General features: G+C 39.2%; 20 protein-coding genes. 17 read left to right on the top strand and 3 right to left on the bottom strand.

Features of this window, described 5'->3' with window-relative positions; all coding sequences use genetic code 11:
- Positions 1-218: 218 nt before the first annotated feature.
- From JYB65_RS05265 to JYB65_RS05230, 8 genes are all read left to right on the top strand, one after another.
- Positions 219-1,406: a cysteine desulfurase family protein gene (locus JYB65_RS05265; protein ID WP_206581541.1), complete on the top strand. Its 1,188-nt coding sequence runs from the start codon at positions 219-221 to the stop codon at positions 1,404-1,406.
- 27 nt (positions 1,407-1,433) lie between these two features.
- Complete coding sequence (gene thiI, locus JYB65_RS05260) at positions 1,434-2,621, top strand: tRNA uracil 4-sulfurtransferase ThiI (RefSeq protein ID WP_206581540.1); 1,188 nt, start codon at positions 1,434-1,436, stop codon at positions 2,619-2,621.
- A 134-nt stretch (positions 2,622-2,755) separates the two neighbouring features.
- Positions 2,756-3,148 (top strand): anti-sigma F factor antagonist, encoded by a 393-nt coding sequence (gene spoIIAA / locus JYB65_RS05255; protein ID WP_206581539.1) that lies wholly within the window; start codon positions 2,756-2,758, stop codon positions 3,146-3,148.
- Positions 3,138-3,575 (top strand): anti-sigma F factor, encoded by a 438-nt coding sequence (spoIIAB, locus tag JYB65_RS05250; RefSeq protein ID WP_206581538.1) that lies wholly within the window; start codon positions 3,138-3,140, stop codon positions 3,573-3,575. Before spoIIAA ends, spoIIAB begins: the two co-directional genes overlap by 11 nt.
- Positions 3,565-4,308 (top strand): sigma-70 family RNA polymerase sigma factor, encoded by a 744-nt coding sequence (locus tag JYB65_RS05245; protein WP_206581537.1) that lies wholly within the window; start codon positions 3,565-3,567, stop codon positions 4,306-4,308. Before spoIIAB ends, JYB65_RS05245 begins: the two co-directional genes overlap by 11 nt.
- A gap of 508 nt (positions 4,309-4,816) precedes the next feature.
- Positions 4,817-5,959: an acyl-CoA dehydrogenase gene (locus JYB65_RS05240; RefSeq protein WP_206581536.1), complete on the top strand. Its 1,143-nt coding sequence runs from the start codon at positions 4,817-4,819 to the stop codon at positions 5,957-5,959.
- A 64-nt stretch (positions 5,960-6,023) separates the two neighbouring features.
- Positions 6,024-6,812, top strand: a complete 789-nt coding sequence (gene etfB, locus JYB65_RS05235) for an electron transfer flavoprotein subunit beta (RefSeq protein ID WP_206581535.1) — start codon at positions 6,024-6,026, stop codon at positions 6,810-6,812.
- 15 nt (positions 6,813-6,827) lie between these two features.
- Positions 6,828-7,937, top strand: a complete 1,110-nt coding sequence (locus JYB65_RS05230) for an electron transfer flavoprotein subunit alpha/FixB family protein (protein WP_206581534.1) — start codon at positions 6,828-6,830, stop codon at positions 7,935-7,937.
- A gap of 178 nt (positions 7,938-8,115) precedes the next feature.
- Here the strand turns inward: JYB65_RS05230 and JYB65_RS05225 are convergent, their stop codons facing one another.
- Complete coding sequence (locus JYB65_RS05225) at positions 8,116-8,964, bottom strand: alpha/beta fold hydrolase (protein ID WP_245156575.1); 849 nt, start codon at positions 8,962-8,964, stop codon at positions 8,116-8,118.
- Between the two features lie 105 nt (positions 8,965-9,069).
- Positions 9,070-9,696 (bottom strand): Maf family protein, encoded by a 627-nt coding sequence (locus JYB65_RS05220; protein ID WP_206581533.1) that lies wholly within the window; start codon positions 9,694-9,696, stop codon positions 9,070-9,072.
- A 209-nt stretch (positions 9,697-9,905) separates the two neighbouring features.
- Between JYB65_RS05220 and spoVAC the strand changes: the two genes are divergently transcribed.
- From spoVAC to spoVAE, 3 genes are read left to right on the top strand one after another with little or no spacing between them, the layout of a single operon-like run.
- On the top strand, positions 9,906-10,373 hold the full coding sequence (gene spoVAC / locus JYB65_RS05215) for a stage V sporulation protein AC (RefSeq protein WP_342366621.1): 468 nt from the start codon (positions 9,906-9,908) through the stop codon (positions 10,371-10,373).
- 5 nt (positions 10,374-10,378) lie between these two features.
- Complete coding sequence (locus JYB65_RS05210) at positions 10,379-11,476, top strand: stage V sporulation protein AD (RefSeq protein WP_206581791.1); 1,098 nt, start codon at positions 10,379-10,381, stop codon at positions 11,474-11,476.
- Positions 11,477-11,521: 45 nt separating this feature from the next.
- Positions 11,522-11,875 carry a stage V sporulation protein AE gene (gene spoVAE / locus JYB65_RS05205; RefSeq protein ID WP_206581531.1) on the top strand — a complete coding sequence of 118 codons (354 nt, stop codon included), beginning with the start codon at positions 11,522-11,524 and terminating at the stop codon, positions 11,873-11,875.
- Between the two features lie 52 nt (positions 11,876-11,927).
- Here spoVAE and JYB65_RS05200 read toward each other — a convergent pair whose 3' ends face one another.
- Positions 11,928-15,242: a transglycosylase domain-containing protein gene (locus JYB65_RS05200; protein ID WP_206581530.1), complete on the bottom strand. Its 3,315-nt coding sequence runs from the start codon at positions 15,240-15,242 to the stop codon at positions 11,928-11,930.
- 396 nt (positions 15,243-15,638) lie between these two features.
- Between JYB65_RS05200 and JYB65_RS05195 the strand changes: the two genes are divergently transcribed.
- From JYB65_RS05195 to JYB65_RS05170, 6 genes are all read left to right on the top strand, one after another.
- Entirely contained in the window at positions 15,639-16,055 is a 417-nt protein-coding gene (locus JYB65_RS05195; RefSeq protein ID WP_206581529.1) for a HutP family protein, read from the top strand.
- A gap of 302 nt (positions 16,056-16,357) precedes the next feature.
- Positions 16,358-16,951, top strand: a complete 594-nt coding sequence (gene rpsD, locus JYB65_RS05190) for a 30S ribosomal protein S4 (protein ID WP_206581528.1) — start codon at positions 16,358-16,360, stop codon at positions 16,949-16,951.
- Positions 16,952-16,955: 4 nt separating this feature from the next.
- A complete protein-coding gene (locus JYB65_RS05185; RefSeq protein WP_206581527.1) occupies positions 16,956-17,615 on the top strand; it encodes a hypothetical protein in 660 nt (219 codons plus the stop codon).
- Between the two features lie 85 nt (positions 17,616-17,700).
- Entirely contained in the window at positions 17,701-20,085 is a 2,385-nt protein-coding gene (locus JYB65_RS05180) for a DNA internalization-related competence protein ComEC/Rec2 (RefSeq protein WP_206581526.1), read from the top strand.
- Positions 20,086-20,197: 112 nt separating this feature from the next.
- Positions 20,198-21,253: a DNA polymerase III subunit delta gene (gene holA, locus JYB65_RS05175; protein ID WP_206581525.1), complete on the top strand. Its 1,056-nt coding sequence runs from the start codon at positions 20,198-20,200 to the stop codon at positions 21,251-21,253.
- A gap of 13 nt (positions 21,254-21,266) precedes the next feature.
- Positions 21,267-22,205, top strand: coding sequence for a DMT family transporter (locus tag JYB65_RS05170; protein ID WP_206581524.1), 939 nt, complete (start codon positions 21,267-21,269; stop codon positions 22,203-22,205).
- Positions 22,206-22,303: the final 98 nt, after the last annotated feature.

The following is a 22,303-nucleotide window of genomic DNA, read 5'->3' as shown; positions in this document are numbered from 1 at the left end:
GCAGAGGGGAGGAGCCTCTTTGCCGATAAAGGAGGGTGCTCAGCTCGCAAAGCGGGCGCCGAAGGGAACCATAGCCTTTTTGCCCCAAGCTTGCTTGGCAAGGCAAAACGGACAGCAGGGAGCGAAGTGAGTCGGAGGCGTAGCCGTTGGGTTCCTTAGCGGAATGGCGAAGCCATTTTTTTAAATCAATAATCAATAGGTAGAATAGGTAAAATGAAATGGTATATTTGGATAATAGTGCGACAACCAGACAATACGACTCTGTTACAGAGATAATGACGGAATATATGAAAAAGGATTTTGGAAATCCTTCTTCTCTGCATAGATTAGGGATTCAGGCCGAAAAGGGAATCAAAAATGCCAGAAAAGAGATTGCGTTAGCTTTAGGAGCGAAGTCGGAAGAGATTGTATTTACCTCTGGGGGTACAGAAGCGGATAATATGGCCTTACTCGGCACTGCATCTGCTCGGAAAAGAAGAGGAAATAAAATTATTACAACGGCTGTGGAGCATCCGGCTGTATTGGAAACGGTTAAAAGATTAGAAGGACAAGGTTATTATATCGTAGAATATATTGGCGTAGATGAAAAAGGCAATCTGGACGTAAAAGCATTACAGGAAGCTGTAGACGAGGCAACGATACTGATTTCTGTAATGGGTGTCAATAATGAAGTAGGAACGGTTGAACCTCTTGAAGAAATCATTCGGATAAAAAATGAGTACAATAAAGCAAAGGGGACGGACATCTTGTTTCATACCGATGCGGTTCAAGCCTTGGGTAAAATTCCGATGTCCTTTCAGGGCGTTGATTTAATCTCGGTAAGCGGTCATAAGATTCATGGACCGAAAGGCATTGGTGCCCTGTATATTCGAAAGGGATTAACGATTGAGCCTTATTTGATCGGTGGAGGCCAGGAAAAGAATATGCGGTCAGGCACAGAAAATGTACCTGCTATCGTAGGTTTTGGACATGCGGCAAAGCAGATTCGTGAAAATTTTGAGAAGAGAATTCTAGCCATGTCGGAGGCAAGAAATTATTTGCTGAAAGGCATAAAAGAAGAGATAAAGGATATCAAGGTGAATGGTGTAGAACAAGACACCTTGTCGGGTGAGAGCGGCTTGTGCAGCCCTTCGGTGCTGAATATTTCATTTTTGGGCACGAGGGGAGAAGTGATCCTGCATACGTTGGAACAGGCAGACATTTATGTTTCCATCGGCTCGGCATGTTCTTCTAATAAGAACGGGCAGAGTCATGTGCTGAAGGCAATGGGTTTAAACAGTAAAGAAATTGAATCAGCCATACGTTTCAGCTTTAATGAATTCAATACCATGGAGGAAATGGACTATGTATTGGAGCATGTAAAGTCTGCTGTAACGAAATTTAGGAAATTAGGCAGTTTTAGATAAATATCATGTAAATAAGCGGAGGGAATAATGGACGATAGAAAAGTATATATAGTAAGATGCGGCGAGGTTGCTTTAAAAGGATTAAATAAGCCTTACTTTGAACGAATGTTGGTTGAACGAATAAAAAAAATGCTGAAAAAATACGATCATGTTGAAGTGAAAAGACATGAGGGGCTTATTTTTGTTCGTGCCGATCAAAAGATCCCAGCAGAAGAAATTATCGGACAGATATCAAAGGTTTTTGGTGTCGCTTCCATCAGTCCGGCTGTGGAAGTGGAATCAGATATAGATCGGATCGGAGAAGCTGCTGTGGAGTATATGCTGAAGCTGATTGAAGAGAAAGGAATCCATACTTTTAAAGTAGAGGCAAAGCGTGCCGACAAGACCTTTCCGATTCAATCGCCCGATATTGGGAAAATAATCGGAGGTAAAGTACTCATCGGGTGTAAGGTGTTGAAAGTAGATGTTCACCATCCGGATTGTCTATTGTTTGTAGATGTCAGGAGAGATCAATCTTATATTTATGAACAGAAAATTTCGGGGTTCGGCGGCTTGCCGCTTGGAACAAACGGTAAAGGTTTGATTCTGCTTTCCGGCGGGATTGACAGCCCGGTTGCCGCTTGGATGATGGCAAAAAGAGGAATGCTGATTGAAGCGATCCATTTTCATTCCTATCCGTATACCAGTGAGCGAGCTCAGGAGAAGGTGGAGGAACTGGCAAGTATTGTAGCGAGCTATTGCGGACGGTTTAAAATGCATGTGATTAATCTGTTACCGATCCAAGAGGAGATTGTGCAGCATTGTCCGGAAGAAGAAACGACTATTCTTGTACGCCGGTTTATGATGCGAATTGCAGAACGAATTGCGCAGGAAAAAGATTGCACCATGCTGATTACCGGTGAAAATCTAGGGCAAGTTGCCAGTCAAACAGCCGAGGCACTTGTGGTAACGGATGCATCCGTGAAGATGCCTGTCATGAGACCTCTCATTGCAATGGACAAAGTGGATATTATGGACAAAGCAAAAGAGATAGGAACCTTTGAAACCTCCATTCAGCCTTATGAAGACTGCTGCACCGTCTTCTTGCCAAAACACCCGACGACAAAGCCAAAACTGGATAAGATTTTGAATTCGGAAAGTCGCTTGGATGCAGAAGGGTTAATCAATGCAGCGGTGGAATCCACGAAAACGATAACGATTTATCCGAGAGATTAGTGAATTTATCGAGGGATTTATTGGAACTTCGACAAAAATAGAATGAAAACCCCTTATTCTCTTAAGGACAAGCTTATTCATACGTACTATAATTATGAATGGAGTAGGCTTACAAAAGAGAAGGGGGTTTTTTTATGCAAACATATTTGGACTTTAAAATGAAAGATGATGTTTTGGTAGTGGATATTGCAGGGGACTTAGATCATCATCAAGCAGCTCAGGCCCGTGAGGAAATAGATAAAACCATTGATACCTTTAAAACGAAGCATTTAGTGATGGACTTTTCAAAAGTTGAATTTATGGATAGCTCCGGAATCGGGGTTGTTATGGGCAGATATAATAAAGTGAAAGAAAAAGGAGGAAATATTGTCCTAATCGGTTGCTCAAAGTATGTAACGCTGATATTAGAGATGGCAGGAATCTTTACGATCGTGTCCAGCCGTGACAGCTTGGATGAAGCATTTCAGGAATTGATAAGCACAAAGGATAATGATGAAGAATTGGAGGGTGCAGAGGATGGAAAATAAAATGAGGTTAGAATTTATGGCGTTATCCGCTAATGAGAGTTTTGCCAGAGCAGCAGTAGCGGCATTCTTTGCCGAAGTAGATCCCACCATTGAAGAAATTGCGGAAATTAAAACAGGGGTTTCTGAAGCGGTGAGCAATGCAATTATTCACGGATACAAAGGAATCAAAGACGGAATCGTTGTGGTTGAATGCAGAATCAATGAAGACCGAAAACTTTCTATTATAGTGGAAGACAAAGGCATAGGAATCGAAGATGTCAATAAAGCGAGGGAACCTTTATTTACGACCGGCAATCAAGAAGAACGCGCGGGCATGGGCTTTACCGTAATGGAAAGCTTTATGGATAAGGTTGAGGTAGAATCTGCATTAGGTTCTGGCACTAAAGTTTTAATGATAAAGAGTCTGGATGCTGGGTATGAGTTATAGTTATAATATTAACAAAGAGGATACCTATGCGTTGATAGAACGGGCCAAAAACGGGGATGAGGAAGCAAGAGAATTATTGGTTTCGCAAAATACCGGTCTGGTGAAAAGCCTTGCATTAAAATATTTAGGAACAGGATACGAACTGGAGGATTTGGTACAAATCGGGTATATGGGACTATTGAAATCCATTGAACGGTTTGATGCAAGCTACGATGTCATGTTCTCTACCTATGCGGTGCCGATGATATTAGGCGAGATAAAAAGGTACATAAGAGATGACGGCCGGATAAAGGTCAGCCGTCAAATGAAATTAGAAATTAAACAGATGAATCAAATCAGGGATGACTATTACAATCAGCATGGTGTTTATCCTAAATTGAGCGTTATTTCAAAAGAAATGGGCATCCCAAGTGAAAAAGTGCTTGAATTGATAGAGGCTGCCGATGCCTTATATAATGTAGCGAGTATTGACGATCCTGAAAGCTCCAAGCAATACAGCACAGGCAGCAGCGGGGAAGGATATCATGATGAAGAATCCAATTTAGTGGATGCCATTTACCTAAAGAATATTATCGGAAGACTTGCTGAGAAAGAGAGGAAAATTATTATATTACGGTATTTTAGGGATATGACTCAACAGCAAATTGCTGATTTGTTAGGCATATCACAAGTACAGGTGTCCAGGATTGAGAAAAGAGTTTTAGAAGGAATACGGACTGCTGCATCTGAATAAAAAAAGTATTGGAACAGAGCTAAAATAATTAGCTCTGTTTTTGTCTGATTTAGCCGCTAGGCGGAAGAATAAAAACGAAATATGAAAGAAGATTATTTAAAAATTGTGTGTCAAACACAAATTAAATAAATTACGTTTTTGTGAAAAAGGTAGCAAATTTATAAAGAACTTATTCCTCATGTTATAGAAAGAATCCGCCTAGAATTAATTAAAAATTCAATAAATTTTGTATTTTTACTCTGGATTAAATGCTATTAATCCGCTATTTTGCTGAATTGTTTGACTATTAACTAAAAACAAAATATTTTATTGAAACACTACGTAAAGTACTAAAAAAAGTCTTGCAAAACTGAAGAAAGTATTGTTAAATGTATAGTATATGCTGTTATATATTTAACTAACATAAGCTTATGAAATTAGATGAAATTTTGTCTGAATTTGTAAGCGAAACCAATTGCGGCCTTTATGGAGAACATGGCCGTTATTAATGATTTAAGGAGGCATTTACATGAACTTTCAACTAACGAAAGAACAAGAGTTTGTAAGAAAAATGGTAAGAGAGTTTGCTGTTAACGAAGTTGAGCCTATCGCTGCAGACATTGACAAAGAGCATAGGTTTCCGGTAGAAACAGTAGAGCAAATGAAGCGATATGGTTTGCTTGGAGTTCCGTTCTCAGAAGAGTACGGCGGTTCCGGCGGGGACTATATTTCTTATGCGATCACAGTTGAAGAATTATCAAGAGTATGCGCATCCACAGGTGTTATCTGCTCTGCACACACTTCTCTTTGTGCTTGGCCAATCTATGCATGGGGTACAAAAGAGCAGAAACAGAAATATCTGGTTCCGCTTGCAAAGGGTGAACATCTTGGTGCATTCGGTCTGACTGAACCAAATGCAGGAACTGACGCTGCAGGACAGCAAACAAGAGCCGTTGATATGGGCGACCATTGGCTTCTTAACGGTGCAAAAGTATTTATCACAAATGGTGGATATGCAGATACTTTTGTAGTTATGGCAATGACAGATAAATCCAAAGGAACAAAAGGCATCAGTGCATTTATTGTTGAAAAGGGCTTTGAAGGATTTTCTATTGGTAAGACAGAAGATAAGATGGGCATCTGCGCTTCTTCCACTACAGAGCTAGTATTCCAGAACTGTAAAGTTCCAAAAGAAAATTTACTTGGAGGACTTGGCGCAGGTTTTAAAGTTGCGATGTCCACTTTAGATGGAGGTCGTATTGGAATTGCTTCTCAGGCTCTTGGAATTGCACAGGGTGCATTTGATGTTACCGTAGAATACATGAAGTCAAGAAAACAGTTTGGCAAGAACCTTTCTCAGATGCAGGGCCTTCAGTTTGAAATTGCGGACATGAAAACAAGAATCGAAGCTGCAAGACTTTTGATCTATAGAGCAGCAGATATGAAGAATAAAGGCCTTCCATATGGACCGGAATCAGCAATGGCAAAATTGTTTGCTGCTGAAACAGCAATGCATGTGACAACCAAAGCTGTACAGTTACATGGTGGTTATGGTTATACAAAAGATTATCCGGTAGAAAGAATGATGAGAGATGCGAAGATCACTGAAATTTATGAAGGTACTTCAGAAGTTCAGAAAATCGTAATCGCTGCATCCGTGTTCAAGAAATAAGCTTGAAAGATAATTGAACAGCATAATTGTAGAATAAAAACTACTAAATGGGAGGAGTAATTTAATGAAAATAATAGTATGCGTAAAGCAAGTACCGAATACTAACGAAATTAAAATAAATCCAGAAACAGGTACGCTTATCAGAGATGGTGTACAAAGCATTCTAAATCCTGATGATGCAAATGCGCTGGAAGAAGCTCTAAAATTGAAAGATCAAAATCCTGATGCAACGGTTACCGTATTAACAATGGGACCTCCTCAGGCAACTGAAATGCTGAGAGAATGCCTTGCTATGGGTGCTGATGATGCAATCCTTCTTTCTGACAGAGCTCTTGGCGGTTCCGATACTTGGGCAACCTCTAATGCTTTGGTTGCAGGAATCAAGAAAATCGGTGAATTTGATATTATCTTTGCAGGAAGACAGGCAATCGACGGAGATACTGCACAGGTAGGTCCTCAGATCGCAGAAAAATTAGACGTAGCACAGGTAACTTATGTAAAAGAATTCGCAATTGACGGCGACGAAATTACAGTACACAGAGCTTTAGAAGATGGTTATGAAGTTCTAAAACTTAAGATGCCTTGTGTTTTGACGGCTATCAAAGAATTGAACAAACCTAGATATATGTCAATCAGCGGAATTTATAAAGCAATGCAGGCAGATGTAAAAATATGGTCCGCAGCAGATATCGGTGTAGATCTTACAATTGTAGGATTAAAAGCATCACCGACCAATGTATTCAGATCATTTACACCGAAGCCAAAAGGCAAAGGTTCGTTTGTTGCAGGGGATACAGAAAAAGAATTGGCAGTAAATCTCCTGACGGCTTTAAAAGCCAAGCACATTATTTAAAGGAGGGGATGAATCATGTCTAATATAGAATTTTCAGATTACAAAAACGTATGGGTATATGCAGAACAGAGAGCTGGCAAGCTAATGAATGTTGCTTTAGAACTTGTTGGAGAAGGCTATCGTCTATCTAGAGAAATTAGTGATACAACAAAGGTTTGTGCAGTTCTTATCGGAAATAAAGTAGATCATTTGGTTGATGAGCTATATGCTTATGGCGCAGATCAAGTTTATCTAATTGAAGATCCTTTACTTGAGAACTTTACAACAGATGGATATGCAAAAGTTTTAACAGATGCAATCAATGAGTATAAGCCAGAAATCGTGATTTTTGGTGCAACACACATCGGACGTGACCTTGCTCCAAGAGTTGCTGCAAGATTAGATACCGGTTTGACTGCGGACTGTACAAGACTGGACATCAACACTGGTAACTACAAAAATTACCTAGAATTAAATACGACTGCAAATACAGCAGGACTTGATCCTGAAGATGGAAACAAAGGCCTGAAGCAGACAAGACCTGCTTTCGGCGGTAACCTGATGGCTACCATCGTTTGCCCTAAGACTAGACCTCAGATGTCAACTGTAAGACCTGGCGTAATGCAGAAGAGAGAAAAGGTTGAAGGAGCTAAAGGCGAATTAATTAAAGTAGCATCTTCCATTTCTGATTCTGATATCAGAACAAAGGTTGTAGAAATCGTAAAATCTGCAAAAGAACTGGTTTCCTTAACGGATGCTGAGATTATCTGTTCTGGCGGTAGAGGACTTGGAGATTCTTCCGGTTTCTCTCTAATCAAGAACTTTGCTGATAAGGTTGGCGGTGTTGTTGGTTCTTCCAGAGCTGCTGTTGACGCTGGTTGGATTGATCACTCTCACCAAGTTGGACAGACCGGTACTACTGTAAAGCCTAAGATTTACTTTGCTTGCGGTATCTCCGGAGCTATTCAGCACTTAGCTGGTATGCAGACTTCTGACATCATTGTTGCAATCAACAAGGATCCGGATGCTCCAATCTTTGAAGTAGCTGACTACGGTATCGTTGGAGATCTTTATAAGATCGTTCCTCAGATCGTCGAAGAATGGGAAAATGCTGAAAAGCTTTTCGATGCAGCAAACAAATTATAATAAAATATAAAAATCCAATAATTAAAAACCTTGCAGAAAACTCTGCAAGGTTTTTTGTTGAGTATTGCTCTTTATTATGGAACAAATAGGTTTGAATCATATCAATGTATATTTCAATGGCAGCCTCGGATGCCTCTGGCATGAAAATTCCGCAACGTTTACCTTCTTCAATAAATTTCTATATTTCAATAAACTTCTTGATATATTTATTTACAAGGTCCGGCCTGTCCTGATTGGCATTATGACCCGCACCGTCGATGAAATACATATCACAGTGTGGCTCACTTTCGGCCCACGATTGTACTATTTTACGTATATTTCCCGATTTGTCCTCACTTCCGCACAACAGCAGTACAGGCACGCTGAAGCGAAAGCTGGGATCCTCGTGCAAACACGTCATCAGTGACATCATCACGTCCACGAAGGTACGTTTCTCCATGCGCCCAAAGCACTCACGTACATATTCACGCGTACTCATGGCCGTGCCGCAGGCATCCGCACTTAGACGAATCAGTGTCTTCCATGGATATAGCCCGAATATCAGGCGAGTGAATTTCAGTATCATATGCTCAGTCCATGTTAGACAGCCTGTGTTGCGTGTGCAGTCAATCAGCACTAACTTTTCCACTTTTTCCGGATGGCGGTGTGCAAGTTCTTGTGCCAGATTGCCGCCCATGGATTGCCCGATTAAAATCGCCTGCTCGATGCCGTGCACCTCGTACAACTTGAGTAAGTCACTCAGCATTTCGTCAAACAGAAACGGCTTTCCCATCTTTAAGGTCGAGCGCCCGTGCCCACGGGCATCCCACACGATAATGTGATGGTTCCCATCAAATAAAGGCAGTTGATGATCGAACATACGATGGTCGCATCCCGCCCCATGCAGAAGGAACACATAGCTGTTACGGTTCCCCTTGTGGTACCAGTAGTGAAGCTCACAGTCAAGGTGGGGAATGTATTTTTCAATCATGTCCAAGCTTCCTGGCCGCGGATAAAGTTTTTTCTTCTTGTTTTCTATTTCATTCAATAAAATCACCTCAAATTATAGGAACTTTATAAAACTATTGAAAGGGCACTCGAGTAATTCCTTTGCTGATCTTGAACTAGTAAAAATCTATCAGAAATATCATTTTTATTTTAGATTAACGAGTTCTCTTTGTATGCGATCCCAAGGGAATCCGATAACATTGTTTAAATCGCCTTCAATGCGATCAATATGTTGATTGAAAACTCCCTGAATAGCATAAGCACCGGCTTTATCATAAGGCTCATCCGTATCTAAATAGGCATTTAATTCTTCTAAAGAGAAGTCTTTGACGTATACCTTGGTAACTTCATAAAAAACCTTTCTAACAGGCATTCCTGCTCTTATGATAGCTACTCCTGTCGCGACATCATGGGATTTCCCTTTAAGATCAAGTAAAATGTTAAAAGCATCTTCTCGATCTTTTGGCTTTCCAATAATGCTATTTCTAAAAACCACGGTGTCAGCAGCGATAATCAATGGATTTTCCAGTAAAGTGCCGTTGACGACGGCTGTGCCTGATATTTTATTTTCAATAGAAGAGCCAAAACACTTTTCTTCTACGAATAAGGCTTTCTTAAGAGCGAGATACATCACTGCTTCTTCCATACTCAAGCCTTCAGGTATCGTTTCATCCACATCGGCGGGCACGATGATGGGTTCAATTCCGTTTTGGCGCATCATTGCAATTCTTCGAGGAGAAGAGGAAGCCAATATAATTTGATTTAAATTCATAAATGATAGTTCTCCTTACGTTAGATTGTTGTTTTTTACATGTATTATAGTCACTTTTCTATTTTAAGCTCGAAAAAATTCAGTTTCAAGTAAATATTACGCAAAAAGACTTCTTTTTGTATCATGCCTATTTTTGCATTGTGTATTATTTGTATTCTTGGAAATAATAGATTTTGGGTAAAAAGAAATTAAGAAAGGAAGTTTTGCGAGTGGATACAAAAGAAGAACAAAAGAAAAAAGTTGCTAAAGCTTATGAAAAATATGCGGATCAATTTACGCCAAAACCTAAATATTTTTCAAACTGTTTGAAAGCCTTTATTGTAGGTGGTCTGGTTTGTACCATTGCTTTGGCTATTCAAAATGGATTAATAGCTGATGGAATCAAAGAAGAGACAGCTAAAACATATGTAACCATGATATTGATATGCACCGCTCAGTTGTTAACGGGGCTTGGTTTTTTTGATACGATTGCAAAGTTTGCAGGTGCAGGAGTAATTGTACCGATTACAGGCTTTGCCAATTCTATGGTAGCCCCGGCAATAGAATATAAAAAGGAAGGTATCGTGCTGGGTGCAGGTGCGAAGCTATTTTCGCTGGCTGGTCCTGTTTTGGTTCTGGGTACTACGACGGCTACGATCATCGGAATTATATATTGGTTAATAGGAAAGGCTTGGTGAGCATAGTGACTAAAAATAAAATAGGAAAGCAAACATTAGTGTTTAATAATAAGCCGAAAATTATCAGTGCATGCTCTATCGTTGGGGTAAAAGAGGGGCAAGGCCCAATGAACACTTGGTTTGATAGGATATTGGAAGACGATACTTTTGGCGAAAAAACATGGGAAAAATCCGAAAGTAAGATGTTGAAAGAAGCAATCGTCACAGCTTTAAACAAATCCGGAAAAGAAAAAACACAGATTGATTCCATACTAAGCGGAGATTTACTTAATCAGTTGATGTCTTCTGCCTTTATGGCCAGAGATTTACAGATTCCTTTTATTGGATTGTATGGGGCATGCTCGACGATGGCAGAATCTCTTTTAATGGGCTCCGTATTTATTGATGGCGGCTACGGAAGCAATATTATAGCCGGCGCATCCAGTCATTATTGTACAGCAGAACGTCAATTTAGATTGCCGTTGGAACATGGGAACCAGAGACCTCCTTCAGCACAATGGACGGCAACAGCTGCAGGAGCTTTTGTACTGTCTGACGAAAAAAATTATGGAGAAGAACCCATGTTGATCGAAAGGCCTATGGGACATGAATTGAATCCGAAAAGTGTTATCAATGTAAAAAAAGACATTTGCGTTACCCATGGCACCTTAGGTAAAATCATTGACACAGGTCTAAAGGATGCAAACCAAATGGGTGCAGCTATGGCTCCTGCCTTTGTAGATACGGTGTTGAACCACTTAGAAGATACCAAGCGAAATATAACGGATTATGATTTGATTTTAAGTGGAGATTTAGGCAATATTGGAAAGCAGATTGCGATAGATTTATTGAAAGATGCCGGACTGAATCAAAAAGATTTAATTGATCGTTATGACGACTGCGGTTCAATGATGTATGAACAGGAGCAAGATGTTCATGCAGGAGGAAGCGGCTGCGGCTGTTCCGCAAGTATTTTTACGGGTTATGTTTATAAACGTATGAAAAAAGGTGAGATTAAAAGAGCGTTGCTGGTATCCACCGGTGCACTATTATCGACAATCAGTCCCTTCCAAGGGGAGTCTATCCCGGGAATCGCTCACGGCATATGTGTTGAAATCTGTTAGTCTGTTCGTTTATAAATATAAATGGAGTTGGAAAGGATAGCAATTATGGACTATGTATACTGTTTTTTAATAGGTGGAGTAATATGTGTAATCGGACAGATATTATTAGACACCACCAAGCTCACAGCACCACGGGTTTTAGTACTCTTTGTGGTATTAGGAGCTATATTACAAGGATTAAATTTATATCAGCCTCTTGTAGATTTGGCGGGAGACGGAGCAACGGTTCCTTTGCCCGGTTTTGGTTATGCTCTTGCTAAAGGGGCAATGGAAGGAGCAAAAGAAGGATTTCTGCCAGCAGTTATTGGCGGGATGAAAGCAACCGCCGCAGGGATCACTGTAGCGATTGTATTTGGATATATTGTGGCACTATTGTTTAATCCAAAATCAATTCGATAATAAAAAAACAGGCTGTCTGAAGGTTAATCAGACAGCCTGTTTGGATAATTGATCAATTTACACGAATCCAATCAGGGATCGTGCTGTTTCCATTTTCATCGGTGTTCCCGTCGTTCCCATTACCGTTTCCAGAATGATTTTGATCAGAGTTCCCGTTCGGATTTTGATTCTCATCCGGATTTTGCTCGGTATCACCTGGCGTTGCAGGAGGCTGTACCCCTTCGAAAGTATAAGATCCGTTGGCGTTTGGATCTATTGGATAAGCACCGGTATTCGTGTTATGAATATTACAATAATAATGAGGTACTTCGTAGGAGGAATCTCCAACCGCTCGGTTTATTCCATAAGGTCGTTTTACGCCCAGTACAGTTTTCGTTGAGTGGCATGCCGGGGTAGCTAGATAACCGGATTCAGTACATACCGTTACATAGGTGTGTACATTATCGGTTGTTTTCGGTTCCGTACCGGCAATAAAGTATTCATTGCGCACAGTTGATCTCGGGTCTAGATAACTCAACTCGGACGGAAGTTTACCGCTCTTCATATCTATTCCGACGCTTATGACATTACTTGGTGCTCCATGATAGGTTTCTTTCGGAGTTCTTGCACCGACTTGCCCCATAATTTTACCCCAAAGTTTTGCGGCAGACGCACTTCCTTGGCTCAATTCGATGTTTACATCGTTTCCGATCCATACAGATGCGGAATATTGTGGGGTGAAACCCACAAACCAAGCATCATAGTTATCAGTGGTCGTACCGGTTTTACCGCCTGCAGGCTGGGTGCTTATCGATGCTCCGGAACCCAGTCCGTGAGATACGACTCCTAATAAAATATCTCTCATGATGAAGGCAACACCCGGATCCATTACCTGAGTGGAGTTAGCATCATTTTCTAAAAGCAGTTCCCCTCTTTTATTGGTCACTTTTGTAAAGGATATTGGCTCTGTATATTTTCCGTCATTGACAAAGGCTCCATAGGCAGCAGACATTTCAAGAGGAGATATACCATGGGTCATTCCGCCAAGCGCAAGAGCTGCCGCATTCATATCATTGGAGTCTCCGGATTCTACTACACTGGTGACACCGAGCTTCTTCAAAAATGTTAAACTCCTTTGTACCCCAAGTTCTTGGAAGATACGTACGGCATTTACATTTACCGACTGCTCCACAGAAGTTCGGAGGGTGTAAAGACCTTTATATCCGGAATACCAGTTTTTAGGCCATAATTTCCCTTGTATGGTTAACGGGGTATCATCTATGACGCTTGCTGCTGTGAAGTAATCTCCGAATAATTTTGATACGCCGGAAGAATCTTTATAGTTTAATGTTGTTCCGCTATTTAAAGAATCTACAGAGTACTGCAGAGCCGGACCGTATACGGAAATCGGTTTGATCGACGAACCAGGCTGTCTTGTACTGGTAGCACGGTTAAACAGTAGTTTACCAACCGTATTTCGTCCGCCTACCATTGCTTTAATGGCTCCGGTATATGGATCTGTAATAACCATTGCAGACTGCGGCTGTACAACTTTTTGACGCAATGTATAATAGTCACTGCTCACGGTGATCCCATTACTAGAAGAATCTAAGACATTTGGCTTATCTTTAAAGAATTGGGCGGAAATCACTAAATTGCCGTCTGTATCCTTACTTTTGTATTCTTGAGGGATACTGATCACACCGCCTCCGATGCTGTAAAATATGCCATCGTCAATGGTATACATGTTTTTAAAATCAATGCTGTAATCCATTTTATTATTTGATTTAATATTGGAGAAAGTCAATCTCTTACCTTTATACAAAGTTAAGCTGTGATCGCTATTAAATTTATATTCGTCGTTATTGAGCACAAAGTTGCCGTTTTCATTGAAATAATTATTATAGCTGTACAACATGATATTACCGCTGTCGCTGATAACATTTCCGCTCTTATCTTTTTTTAAGTTTGCTACACCTGGAAAGTTGCTTTTATTGGAAAATTCTTTTTCCGCAATCTTCTGGATATCGGAGTTCAGTGTAGTGTGGATTTGAAGTCCGCTGCTATATACTCGCTGTGTTGCTTCCTCGTAGGAAATATTCATCTCGTCCATTAGACTTTGCGTTACTTGATCCAGTACATAATCTGCAAAGTACGATGAAATGTCGGAAGAAGCAGCGGCACTTGACTTTAAGTGATCTCTCAGGTTCTCTTTCAATGCATCGGATTCCTGTTCCTCTGTAATATATTCTTGTTCTTTCATGAATTTTAAGCATAATTCACGTCTGCTTTTGGAGATGTCGTTAAATACATAAGTAAAAACATCCCCCTTAAGTAAAATGTTATCACTTTCAGGATCTTCCACGTCTTCAGGATTCAGTTTCTTGATAAGTGCATAGGAATGAGGCGCCTGTGGAAGAGCCGCTAATGAAGCACTTTCAAGAAGATCTAAATCTTTTATATCTTTTGAAAAATAAGCTTCTGAAGCAGCTTGAACACCATAAGCACCGCCGCCTAAATAAATCGTGTTTAAGTAAGCTTCAATGATTTGCTTTTTTGTGAGGTGTTTTTCTAATAAAACCGTATAATATGCTTCTTTAATTTTTCGTTTCAGGGAATGCTCGGATTTAATATCCGTTAAGTAAATATTTCTTGCCAATTGCTGTGTAATCGTACTGGTTCCACTGATATTGTCACCGGACAAAATACCTTCTTTAATGGCGCCTAGAATACGGATAAAGTTGAATCCGTGATGTTTCCAGAATGTTTTATCTTCAAGTGCAACAAATGCATTGATTACATTATCCGGAATTTCATCATAAGTAACGTTGGTTCTGGCCCCTTCACCGGAGGCAAAAACATTTTCTATGACGTTGCCTTGATCATCATACAATACAGAACTTTCGTTCAATAAAGTGTAAATGTTGTCTGGGTTGACTTCTGGTGCCTCTGCAATAACAGATATAGTAAAGGCAACTAAAGTAATACCTCCAAGCACACAGGCACCAAACAAAAACAATAAGAATTTCTTAATGTTTAAGCGGTGTTTCTTTTTTCCCTTTTTGGTAGTTTTGCTGTTTTCCATTTGTTCGTTTGCCTCTTCTTCTTTTGAAGTCCTGGAACTAAAAACAGAACCAAGCTTTGTGAAAGGAGAATCATCTTTTTTAGATTTTTTCTCATTCAGCCTGTCCATTCTGGTTCTTCGTTGTTCAATTATAGCCTCTTTTTCAGCATGTTGCTTTTTTTCCATCTCATCAAATTTGGAAAGAAAGTCATCAATATCGGTATGGCTATCATTTTGTTTTTCTTCAAATTGGCTAAAAAAATCATCTATTTTTTTTAATTTATCCTGATTTTCTTTACTATCCTTATTAAATTCGTCTGACAAAATATCACCTGCCTCATAATAGAGATTATTAACGGAGTATACTGTTCTTAAACGATACTCAGTCATAGACTTTTCATAAATACTCGTATAAAGTCGATTTTTTATGAAAATTCATTTCATTATACCACACAAGCGTGTCGCAGTGTGATTCAATGAACGCTTCCTTGCGGCAACGCCGCGTTAATCAATGCGTTCATTATACCATAAAATACTTTGAAATTAAAACAGTTTCTGCTATTTCGGCCAATCTGAGTTGCAGATAAAGACCATAGCAAACCATAATCTTTCTTTTTTAGACAGGCTAAATTCTTGATTTGTTCCATCAAACAGAATATAATACCTCTATGATTATAATTCATACGCGGAAAATCAGCGGATTAGGAGGGAACTATTCTTATGTATGATAGTATAGATATAGCAAGAGCAGCCATTTCGTTAGCCATAACCCCCAATCGTTCAGAGGAGGAAAAGCTCATCGCTGAATTGACTGCAAAAAATATTCAGGCAACAGCTGTGGATGTAGGCGGAGATGTTATAAATGCAACACATATTGTGATTGAAAGAGCGATTTTTGTTGCACGGAAAGCAGGCATTATCCGCGAAGAGCATGCACAGGATGGTGCCGTTGCCGGAGCTGCAAGAGAAGCCCAAGCCCAGATTGTTGCAAAGGCAATCGGATTGAATGGCGGAGGGAAAATCGCTGTTTGCCGTAGTGGAGAACATATCAGTGTTTGCATTTTTATGAGCATTGGAATGATGTATTTAAATGAGGTTGTTGTCGGTTTAGGGCACCGAACGATTTCTTGCAGATAATAATCAGCCCCATTCAATGAAATGAAGGATGAATAAGAAGCATAGACCCTATTGAGAGAAAAATCGATAGGGTCTATTTTTAGTGCTTATATTTCTATATTTAGCTGAATGCTTGAAGAAAAAGAATGAATCTTGCAGCGTACATATAATGAAAAGTTTGCTAAAATTATTTTTGCGGTTTTTCTTGTCATTATTGGGGTAGTTTGCTATAATACATGTTGAGTTAGCTAATGCTAACTCAACATGTATTATAGCGTTCGCGCTTAAATAAATCATATACCTCAAAAACGGAAGGAGAAAAAATGGCTACAAAAAGATCCGCAAGATTTAAAGAATGCAGAAGATTGGGCGTCAATGTATATGGACATCCCAACGCAATGAAAAGAGCCGATTCACCTGCATTTAGACCGAAAAGAAAAGTATCCGAATATGCATTGCAGCTTACAGAGAAGCAAAAAGTAAAAGCTTATTACGGAATATTTGAAAGACAAATGGTTCGCTATTATAAAGAATCTCTCAAATCAAAAGAGAAAACCGGTGACGCTCTGCTGAAAAAATTGGAGTGCCGTCTGGACAATTTGGTATACCGCATCGGCTTTGCTAATTCCATACGCCTTGCAAGGCAGCAGGTTACCCACAGTCATATTCTGGTCAATGGAAAAAAAGTCAATATTCCTTCCTACACAGTCAAAGAAGGAGATATTATTTCTTTAAAAGAAAAATCAAGAGACATCGCTGCATTTAAAAGCAATTTCCTGGATTGGCAGGGTTTTGCGGTTCCTTATATTGAAAGAGATTTCGATCATTTCAGCGGTAAGCTGCTGAGAAGCCCTCAAAGGGAGGAAATTCCCATTGAAGTCAACGATCAGTTGGTCGTAGAATTTTATTCAAGGTAAACCGATGAAGCGTCGCAACAGCAAATACAATAAATCCTATTATTGGGAAGAGCTTCTCGGCCGAGAAGATGTATGGAAAGATATGCTGGTTCCGCCGGATAAAATGTCTGAGCCGGTCTTTATCAATGCTTGCCTCATTGATAAAGACAGCGGCCTGATTGATAATAATTGGGCCTGCTATCCGGATGCAAATGCTTTACTTGGGTTCATTAAGTATGTTTTTCTTCCTACTGTTTCCTACTATATGATCAACACAGAAAGGGAAGACATCTATACGCCTGTTTCTTCTTTTGAAGAGTTTTTGGATTATATAAAGGAAAGCTCATGGGAGGATAAGCATCAGATGGTTGATTTTGCATGGGAATTAGACGGGTTTTGGGATATGGAGCAACAAGAAAGCCTTCATTCTGTCCGGCAATTTTGTCGAAAATTCAATGCATTCTGGTCCGGCAAAGAAGTAGAGTGGAGCATTCAAATATTCTTTGATACGTATGAGGTGGGAGGATATATTAAAGAATTAATTTGGTGCGAGGAACTCTTCAAAGAAGATGTGGGTCTTTCCTTTCAGCAGTTGGATGATTTCTGCCGCCGCTTTTATCAAGAATCCGTTAACAAACATTTTTTTGTTCGGTTTCTCAATAATTGCATCGGTTGCTTGCTATAAAAAGAAGACATGAGAATTGACAAAATGTAAAAATATGGTAAAATAGAATGGGGTAGAAAAATTGGCAGGTCAAGAGGGATAAAATTTGAGAAGACCAGCCGCTGTTGCCTGTGGAACTTATATCCTTGGAATGGCAACGGAATTTTTTTTAGATATAAACGAAAAGAACCTTGTAATCGCTGCTATTTTTACATCGATTATTTTTGCATGGGCGCATCAGAAGAACAGACTATATTGGAAGAAAAATCGATATAGTCTGTTTTTAGTGGGTTTATTTATTTTCGGCTTATTGCAATTTAGCTTCGCGCAAAATCATCGGGAGATTTTATCGCAGCATGCCGGAGAGTATTTGACGGTATATGGCCGAATCGTTTCCATTGAACAAAAGGATGAAGCATATTACAGAGCGATTGTGAAAGTCTTTCAAATCGAGAGTATAGGGGAAATCAATCAGGAAAAAGTCCTTATTAATATTTATGGAGAATGTCCGGATTACTATGATTTTCAAGGAAAAAATGCTAGATTCTCAGGAACTCTTTCCTTACCGTCGCCTAAGCGGAATCCAAGATGTTTTGATTACCGTCAATATTTAAGTACAAAAAATATATTTGTAATCATGACGGTTAACGGAAGCAATTATGAACCGGAAGCGAAAGCTGCTAATTCGATTGCGCATTGGATTTCGGTAGTAAAATATGACTATAAACGTAATTTATATCAAATCTTTGATAAAGAGATTGCAGGTTTAATCTTGGGGATGGTTTTCGGAGACAGCAACGGATTGGAAGAAGACTTATATGATTCTTTTCAGAAGAATGGGATTTGTCATATTCTATCCGTTAGCGGTTTACATGTAGCAGCACTTTATGTTTGTGTGAATAAGTTGTTTGGCGGTCGAAGACATGTATGTTATAACTTGCTGACTTTATTTTTATTGTTGATTTACGCTGCCCTTTCTAACTTTTGTCCGCCAGTCATTCGTGCGGTAGTGATGATTTCCCTTCATATTTTTGCAAAATATATGTATTGCAAATACGATATGTTTACCGGCAGTGCAATCACCATGGCCGTGATGCTGTTTTTTAATCCACTTTCGTTGTTAAATCTCGGATTCCAATTGTCATTTCTGGCGATTTTTACGCTAGCTGTCATTTTACCGGCTGCGAATCGAATTTATGAAAGTACGATTACAGCTGCAATGGTAGCACAGGTAGGTATTGCACCGATATCGGCCTATGTATTTAACTATTTTTCCTTTAGTGCATTTGTGGCAAATATTCCGGTCATATTTATTTCCGGGATATTGATTCCAATCAGCATGTTTCTTTTGCTCTTATCCATACTTGGAGGATTCGGACTGTATTCCGTGCAGTTAGGTGATTTTTTTCAAATTGTCTCTGTCATGGCAGAATTTCTTTGCAAACTCCTGTTGTATGTGAACGACTTGGTTTATATTGAAAAAGTGTCATTTATTTATGTGGTCAGCCCAACCCTTTGGCAGCTGATTTTATATTATTCGTTTTTATTCTTCTGCTGCTCGGAATATTTCCGAATTTGTTTCCAACGAAAACAATACAAATGCATTGGGAAAATCCTGATTCTCTTAGTAGCAGTATCTTTTTTATTTGGAAATTGTTTTCTAGAACCTTTTGATAAAGCCCAGATGGTCTTTATAGATGTTGGTCAAGGGGATTGCCTCCACATAAAAACACCCGATGGAAAGAATATTTTGATTGACAGCGGGGGAAGTGCAACAAAAGATATAGGTAAGACAATTCTTTTGCCTTATTTTCTAAAAAACGGTGTCAAAAAGATTGATTTGGCATTCGTTACTCATTTACATACCGATCATTTTGGCGGACTTCAAACGCTGACCTCCTATATAGATGTAGAGAAACTATGTCTATATGAAGGAAACGAAGTTATTGAAAAAAATGTGGAAGAAATGATAGGAATCAGCAAAAATGAGTTTATCTATTTAGTGCAAGGTCAATCCATTAAAGTAGGCGACTGCGTGGAAATTCAAGTGCTGTATCCACCCGAGAAATCAATAGAAACCTATAAGGAGATGGCCGGACAAGAGGGAAATGAAAATGACAGCAGTTTAGTATTTAGAATCTTGTTCAATGGCGTATCAACGCTGATGACAGGCGACATAGATTGTGATGGTGAAATGCAGTTAATCCGTTCTAATACCGGGAAAATACCATTAAAGACAGATATTTTGAAAGTAGCACATCATGGGAGTAAATACAGCACCTCGGAAGAATTTGTGAAAACTGTTTCTGCGAAAATTGCTGTCATTCAGGTAGGAAAGAACAATTACGGTCACCCAAATGCAGATATTATTAAGCGATTGGAGCAAAACGGAACTTCTGTATTTCGCAATGATAAGAATGGCGCATTGGGGATTAAGGTGAAAAAGGACGGGAACATTGAAGTGATGCAAATGATATCAGAAGACCTATAGGAATAAAAGTGTAAAATGGTTATTTGATAAATGCTTACGAAATCAACAAAAAAATGATATAATGAACTTTATGGATTAAACTTCAGTGTTGCTGTATAGAGGAGAATAGTAAATGGCCTATCGTAAACAAACGGAGAAGGAGCATGCCTTTCAGACAATAAGTAAAGATTTAAAAGCGGATAAAATCGGACCAGTGGTAGCCCTTTTCGGCCGAGAGCAATATTTAGTTCATTGGGCAGCAGAACAAATTGTAGAAAAATATATAAATCCGGCTTGCAAGGAGATGGATCTATCCATATTGGAAGGGGAAAAGACTTCGTTGGACTCGATTAAAGAAAGTTGTGAGACTTTTACTATGATGTCAGCCAAACGAGTTGTATTGATAAAAAGTTTTTCTTTACTGGAAGGCTCTAAAATGAAAACCTTTTCGGAAGATGAAGAAGCGCAGTTGATTGAGTATATTAAAAAGGTACCAAGCGAATGCATGGTGATTTTGATAGCGAATACGGCAGACAAAAGAAAAAAGCTGTATAAAGCGATCAGTGAAAACGGACAGACCTATGAATTTAATTTGTTGAGTGAAAGAGATTTAATATCTTTTATTGAAAAACGTTTTCGCGCTTCGAAGAAAATGGCAAAGCCTTCTGTTATCCACGAGTTCGTGAATAACAGCGGTTATTTTCATAAAGAAGCAACGTACACCTTATATAATCTTGAAAACGATATAAAAAAAATGATCGCCTACAGTGAAGGGGAAGAAATTCTTTTATCGGATGTATTGGCTACCGTATCCGGGAATTTGGAAACTAGTGTCTTTGCGATGTTGGATGCCATCAGTGTAGGAAGAAAGAATGAAGCTTATATCCTGTTGAATTCCCTTTTAACTTCCGGCGAAAACTTATACATGATTCTTTCTTTAATCGCTTCTCAATTTGAAACGATATTAGAAGTGAAGGAATTGAAGGAAGAAGGAAAGAATCTTGCAGAAATTCAATCGATTTTGCAGATTCACGAATTCAGAATAAAAAAAGCGATGTCATTTGCCGATCGATACTCTATAAAAAGTCTGAAACGAATCTTGATAAAAGTGTATGAAATAGATAGAAGTATCAAAACCGGATTGTTGGAACAGTCCTTAGCATTAGAACTTTTTATTGCCCAGATTTAGGAGGATGAACTCTATGTCAAAACAATTAAGAGCAGACTTTATGCTGCTTTTAGTAACCCTTTTCTGGGGCGTATCGTATTTGTTGTTGAATTTATGTTTGACAGAAATGGGCCCCTTAACATTAAATGCCTATCGGTTTTTAATAGCATTTTTTGCGGCTCTGATTGTTGCCTTTCCTAAATTGAGAAATGTCAATAAAATAACCCTAAAATACAGTGCGCTTATTGGTTTTTCCTTGCTATTTGTTTACCTTGGCGTTACGTATGGGGTGCTCTATACCAGCTTATCCAATGCGGGTTTTCTATGTGCCTTAACGGTAATAATTACCCCTATTTTAACGTTTATTATGAAAAAGGAAAGACCCGGTAAAAAAATGCTTTTGGTGTTAGGCCTCTGTTTGATTGGAATAGGGATGATGACTTTAAATGAACAGTTAAAGCCTGCGCTTGGGGATTTGCTCTGTATTTTATGTGCTTTTGCTTACGCGATTGATTTATTAATTGTAGATTCTGCCGTACATAAAGAACATGTCGACGCATTTCAAGTGGGTGTTTACCAATTGGGATTTACGGGGCTATATATGTTCGTCATGTCTTTGGCTTTAGAAAAACCGGTATTACCGTCAACAACAGGTGTATGGATAGCCCTGTTATTTCTTGCTATTTTTTGTACTGGAATTGCCTTTATCGTACAGGTGGTAGCGCAGCAGTATACATCCGCCACTCATGTAGGGATTATATTTGCATTGGAACCGGTTTTCGCAGGCATCGTGGCGTTTTTCTTTGCCAACGAAAGATTGTATCCTCGAGCGTACGTTGGTGCATGTTTATTAATGGCAGGAATTTTGATTATGGAAATTAATTTTTCCGCATTTTTTTTAAAGAGAAAAACGCTGCCGGAGGACAAGGAAGAATTTGCTGTAGATGAGGAAGCGCAAAGGCTGAAAAATTAGTGAAATAATCTGAAAATATGGAAAATATAAACTTCGAAATATGCGGCATTTTGGCGATTCTTAGTATTGCCTCTTAAGAATCTTTTCAGTATAATAGT

This window comes from Clostridium aminobutyricum, from assembly GCF_017255415.1.
In the GTDB taxonomy this organism is placed as follows: Bacteria; Bacillota; Clostridia; order Peptostreptococcales; family Anaerovoracaceae; genus Aminipila; species Aminipila aminobutyrica.
This window is presented reverse-complemented; position numbering and strand designations above follow the sequence as displayed.

What these genes read in the sequence shown, in the direction of transcription:
- JYB65_RS05265 (WP_206581541.1), top strand. Translation starts at nt 219, where the DNA reads ATGGTATATTTGGATAATAGTGCGACAACCAGACAATACGACTCTGTT.
- thiI (WP_206581540.1), top strand. Translation starts at nt 1,434, where the DNA reads ATGGACGATAGAAAAGTATATATAGTAAGATGCGGCGAGGTTGCTTTA.
- spoIIAA (WP_206581539.1), top strand. Translation starts at nt 2,756, where the DNA reads ATGCAAACATATTTGGACTTTAAAATGAAAGATGATGTTTTGGTAGTG.
- spoIIAB (WP_206581538.1), top strand. Translation starts at nt 3,138, where the DNA reads ATGGAAAATAAAATGAGGTTAGAATTTATGGCGTTATCCGCTAATGAG.
- JYB65_RS05245 (WP_206581537.1), top strand. Translation starts at nt 3,565, where the DNA reads ATGAGTTATAGTTATAATATTAACAAAGAGGATACCTATGCGTTGATA.
- JYB65_RS05240 (WP_206581536.1), top strand. Translation starts at nt 4,817, where the DNA reads ATGAACTTTCAACTAACGAAAGAACAAGAGTTTGTAAGAAAAATGGTA.
- etfB (WP_206581535.1), top strand. Translation starts at nt 6,024, where the DNA reads ATGAAAATAATAGTATGCGTAAAGCAAGTACCGAATACTAACGAAATT.
- JYB65_RS05230 (WP_206581534.1), top strand. Translation starts at nt 6,828, where the DNA reads ATGTCTAATATAGAATTTTCAGATTACAAAAACGTATGGGTATATGCA.
- JYB65_RS05220 (WP_206581533.1), bottom strand. Translation starts at nt 9,696, where the DNA reads ATGAATTTAAATCAAATTATATTGGCTTCCTCTTCTCCTCGAAGAATT.
- spoVAE (WP_206581531.1), top strand. Translation starts at nt 11,522, where the DNA reads ATGGACTATGTATACTGTTTTTTAATAGGTGGAGTAATATGTGTAATC.
- JYB65_RS05195 (WP_206581529.1), top strand. Translation starts at nt 15,639, where the DNA reads ATGTATGATAGTATAGATATAGCAAGAGCAGCCATTTCGTTAGCCATA.
- rpsD (WP_206581528.1), top strand. Translation starts at nt 16,358, where the DNA reads ATGGCTACAAAAAGATCCGCAAGATTTAAAGAATGCAGAAGATTGGGC.
- JYB65_RS05185 (WP_206581527.1), top strand. Translation starts at nt 16,956, where the DNA reads ATGAAGCGTCGCAACAGCAAATACAATAAATCCTATTATTGGGAAGAG.
- holA (WP_206581525.1), top strand. Translation starts at nt 20,198, where the DNA reads ATGGCCTATCGTAAACAAACGGAGAAGGAGCATGCCTTTCAGACAATA.
- JYB65_RS05170 (WP_206581524.1), top strand. Translation starts at nt 21,267, where the DNA reads ATGTCAAAACAATTAAGAGCAGACTTTATGCTGCTTTTAGTAACCCTT.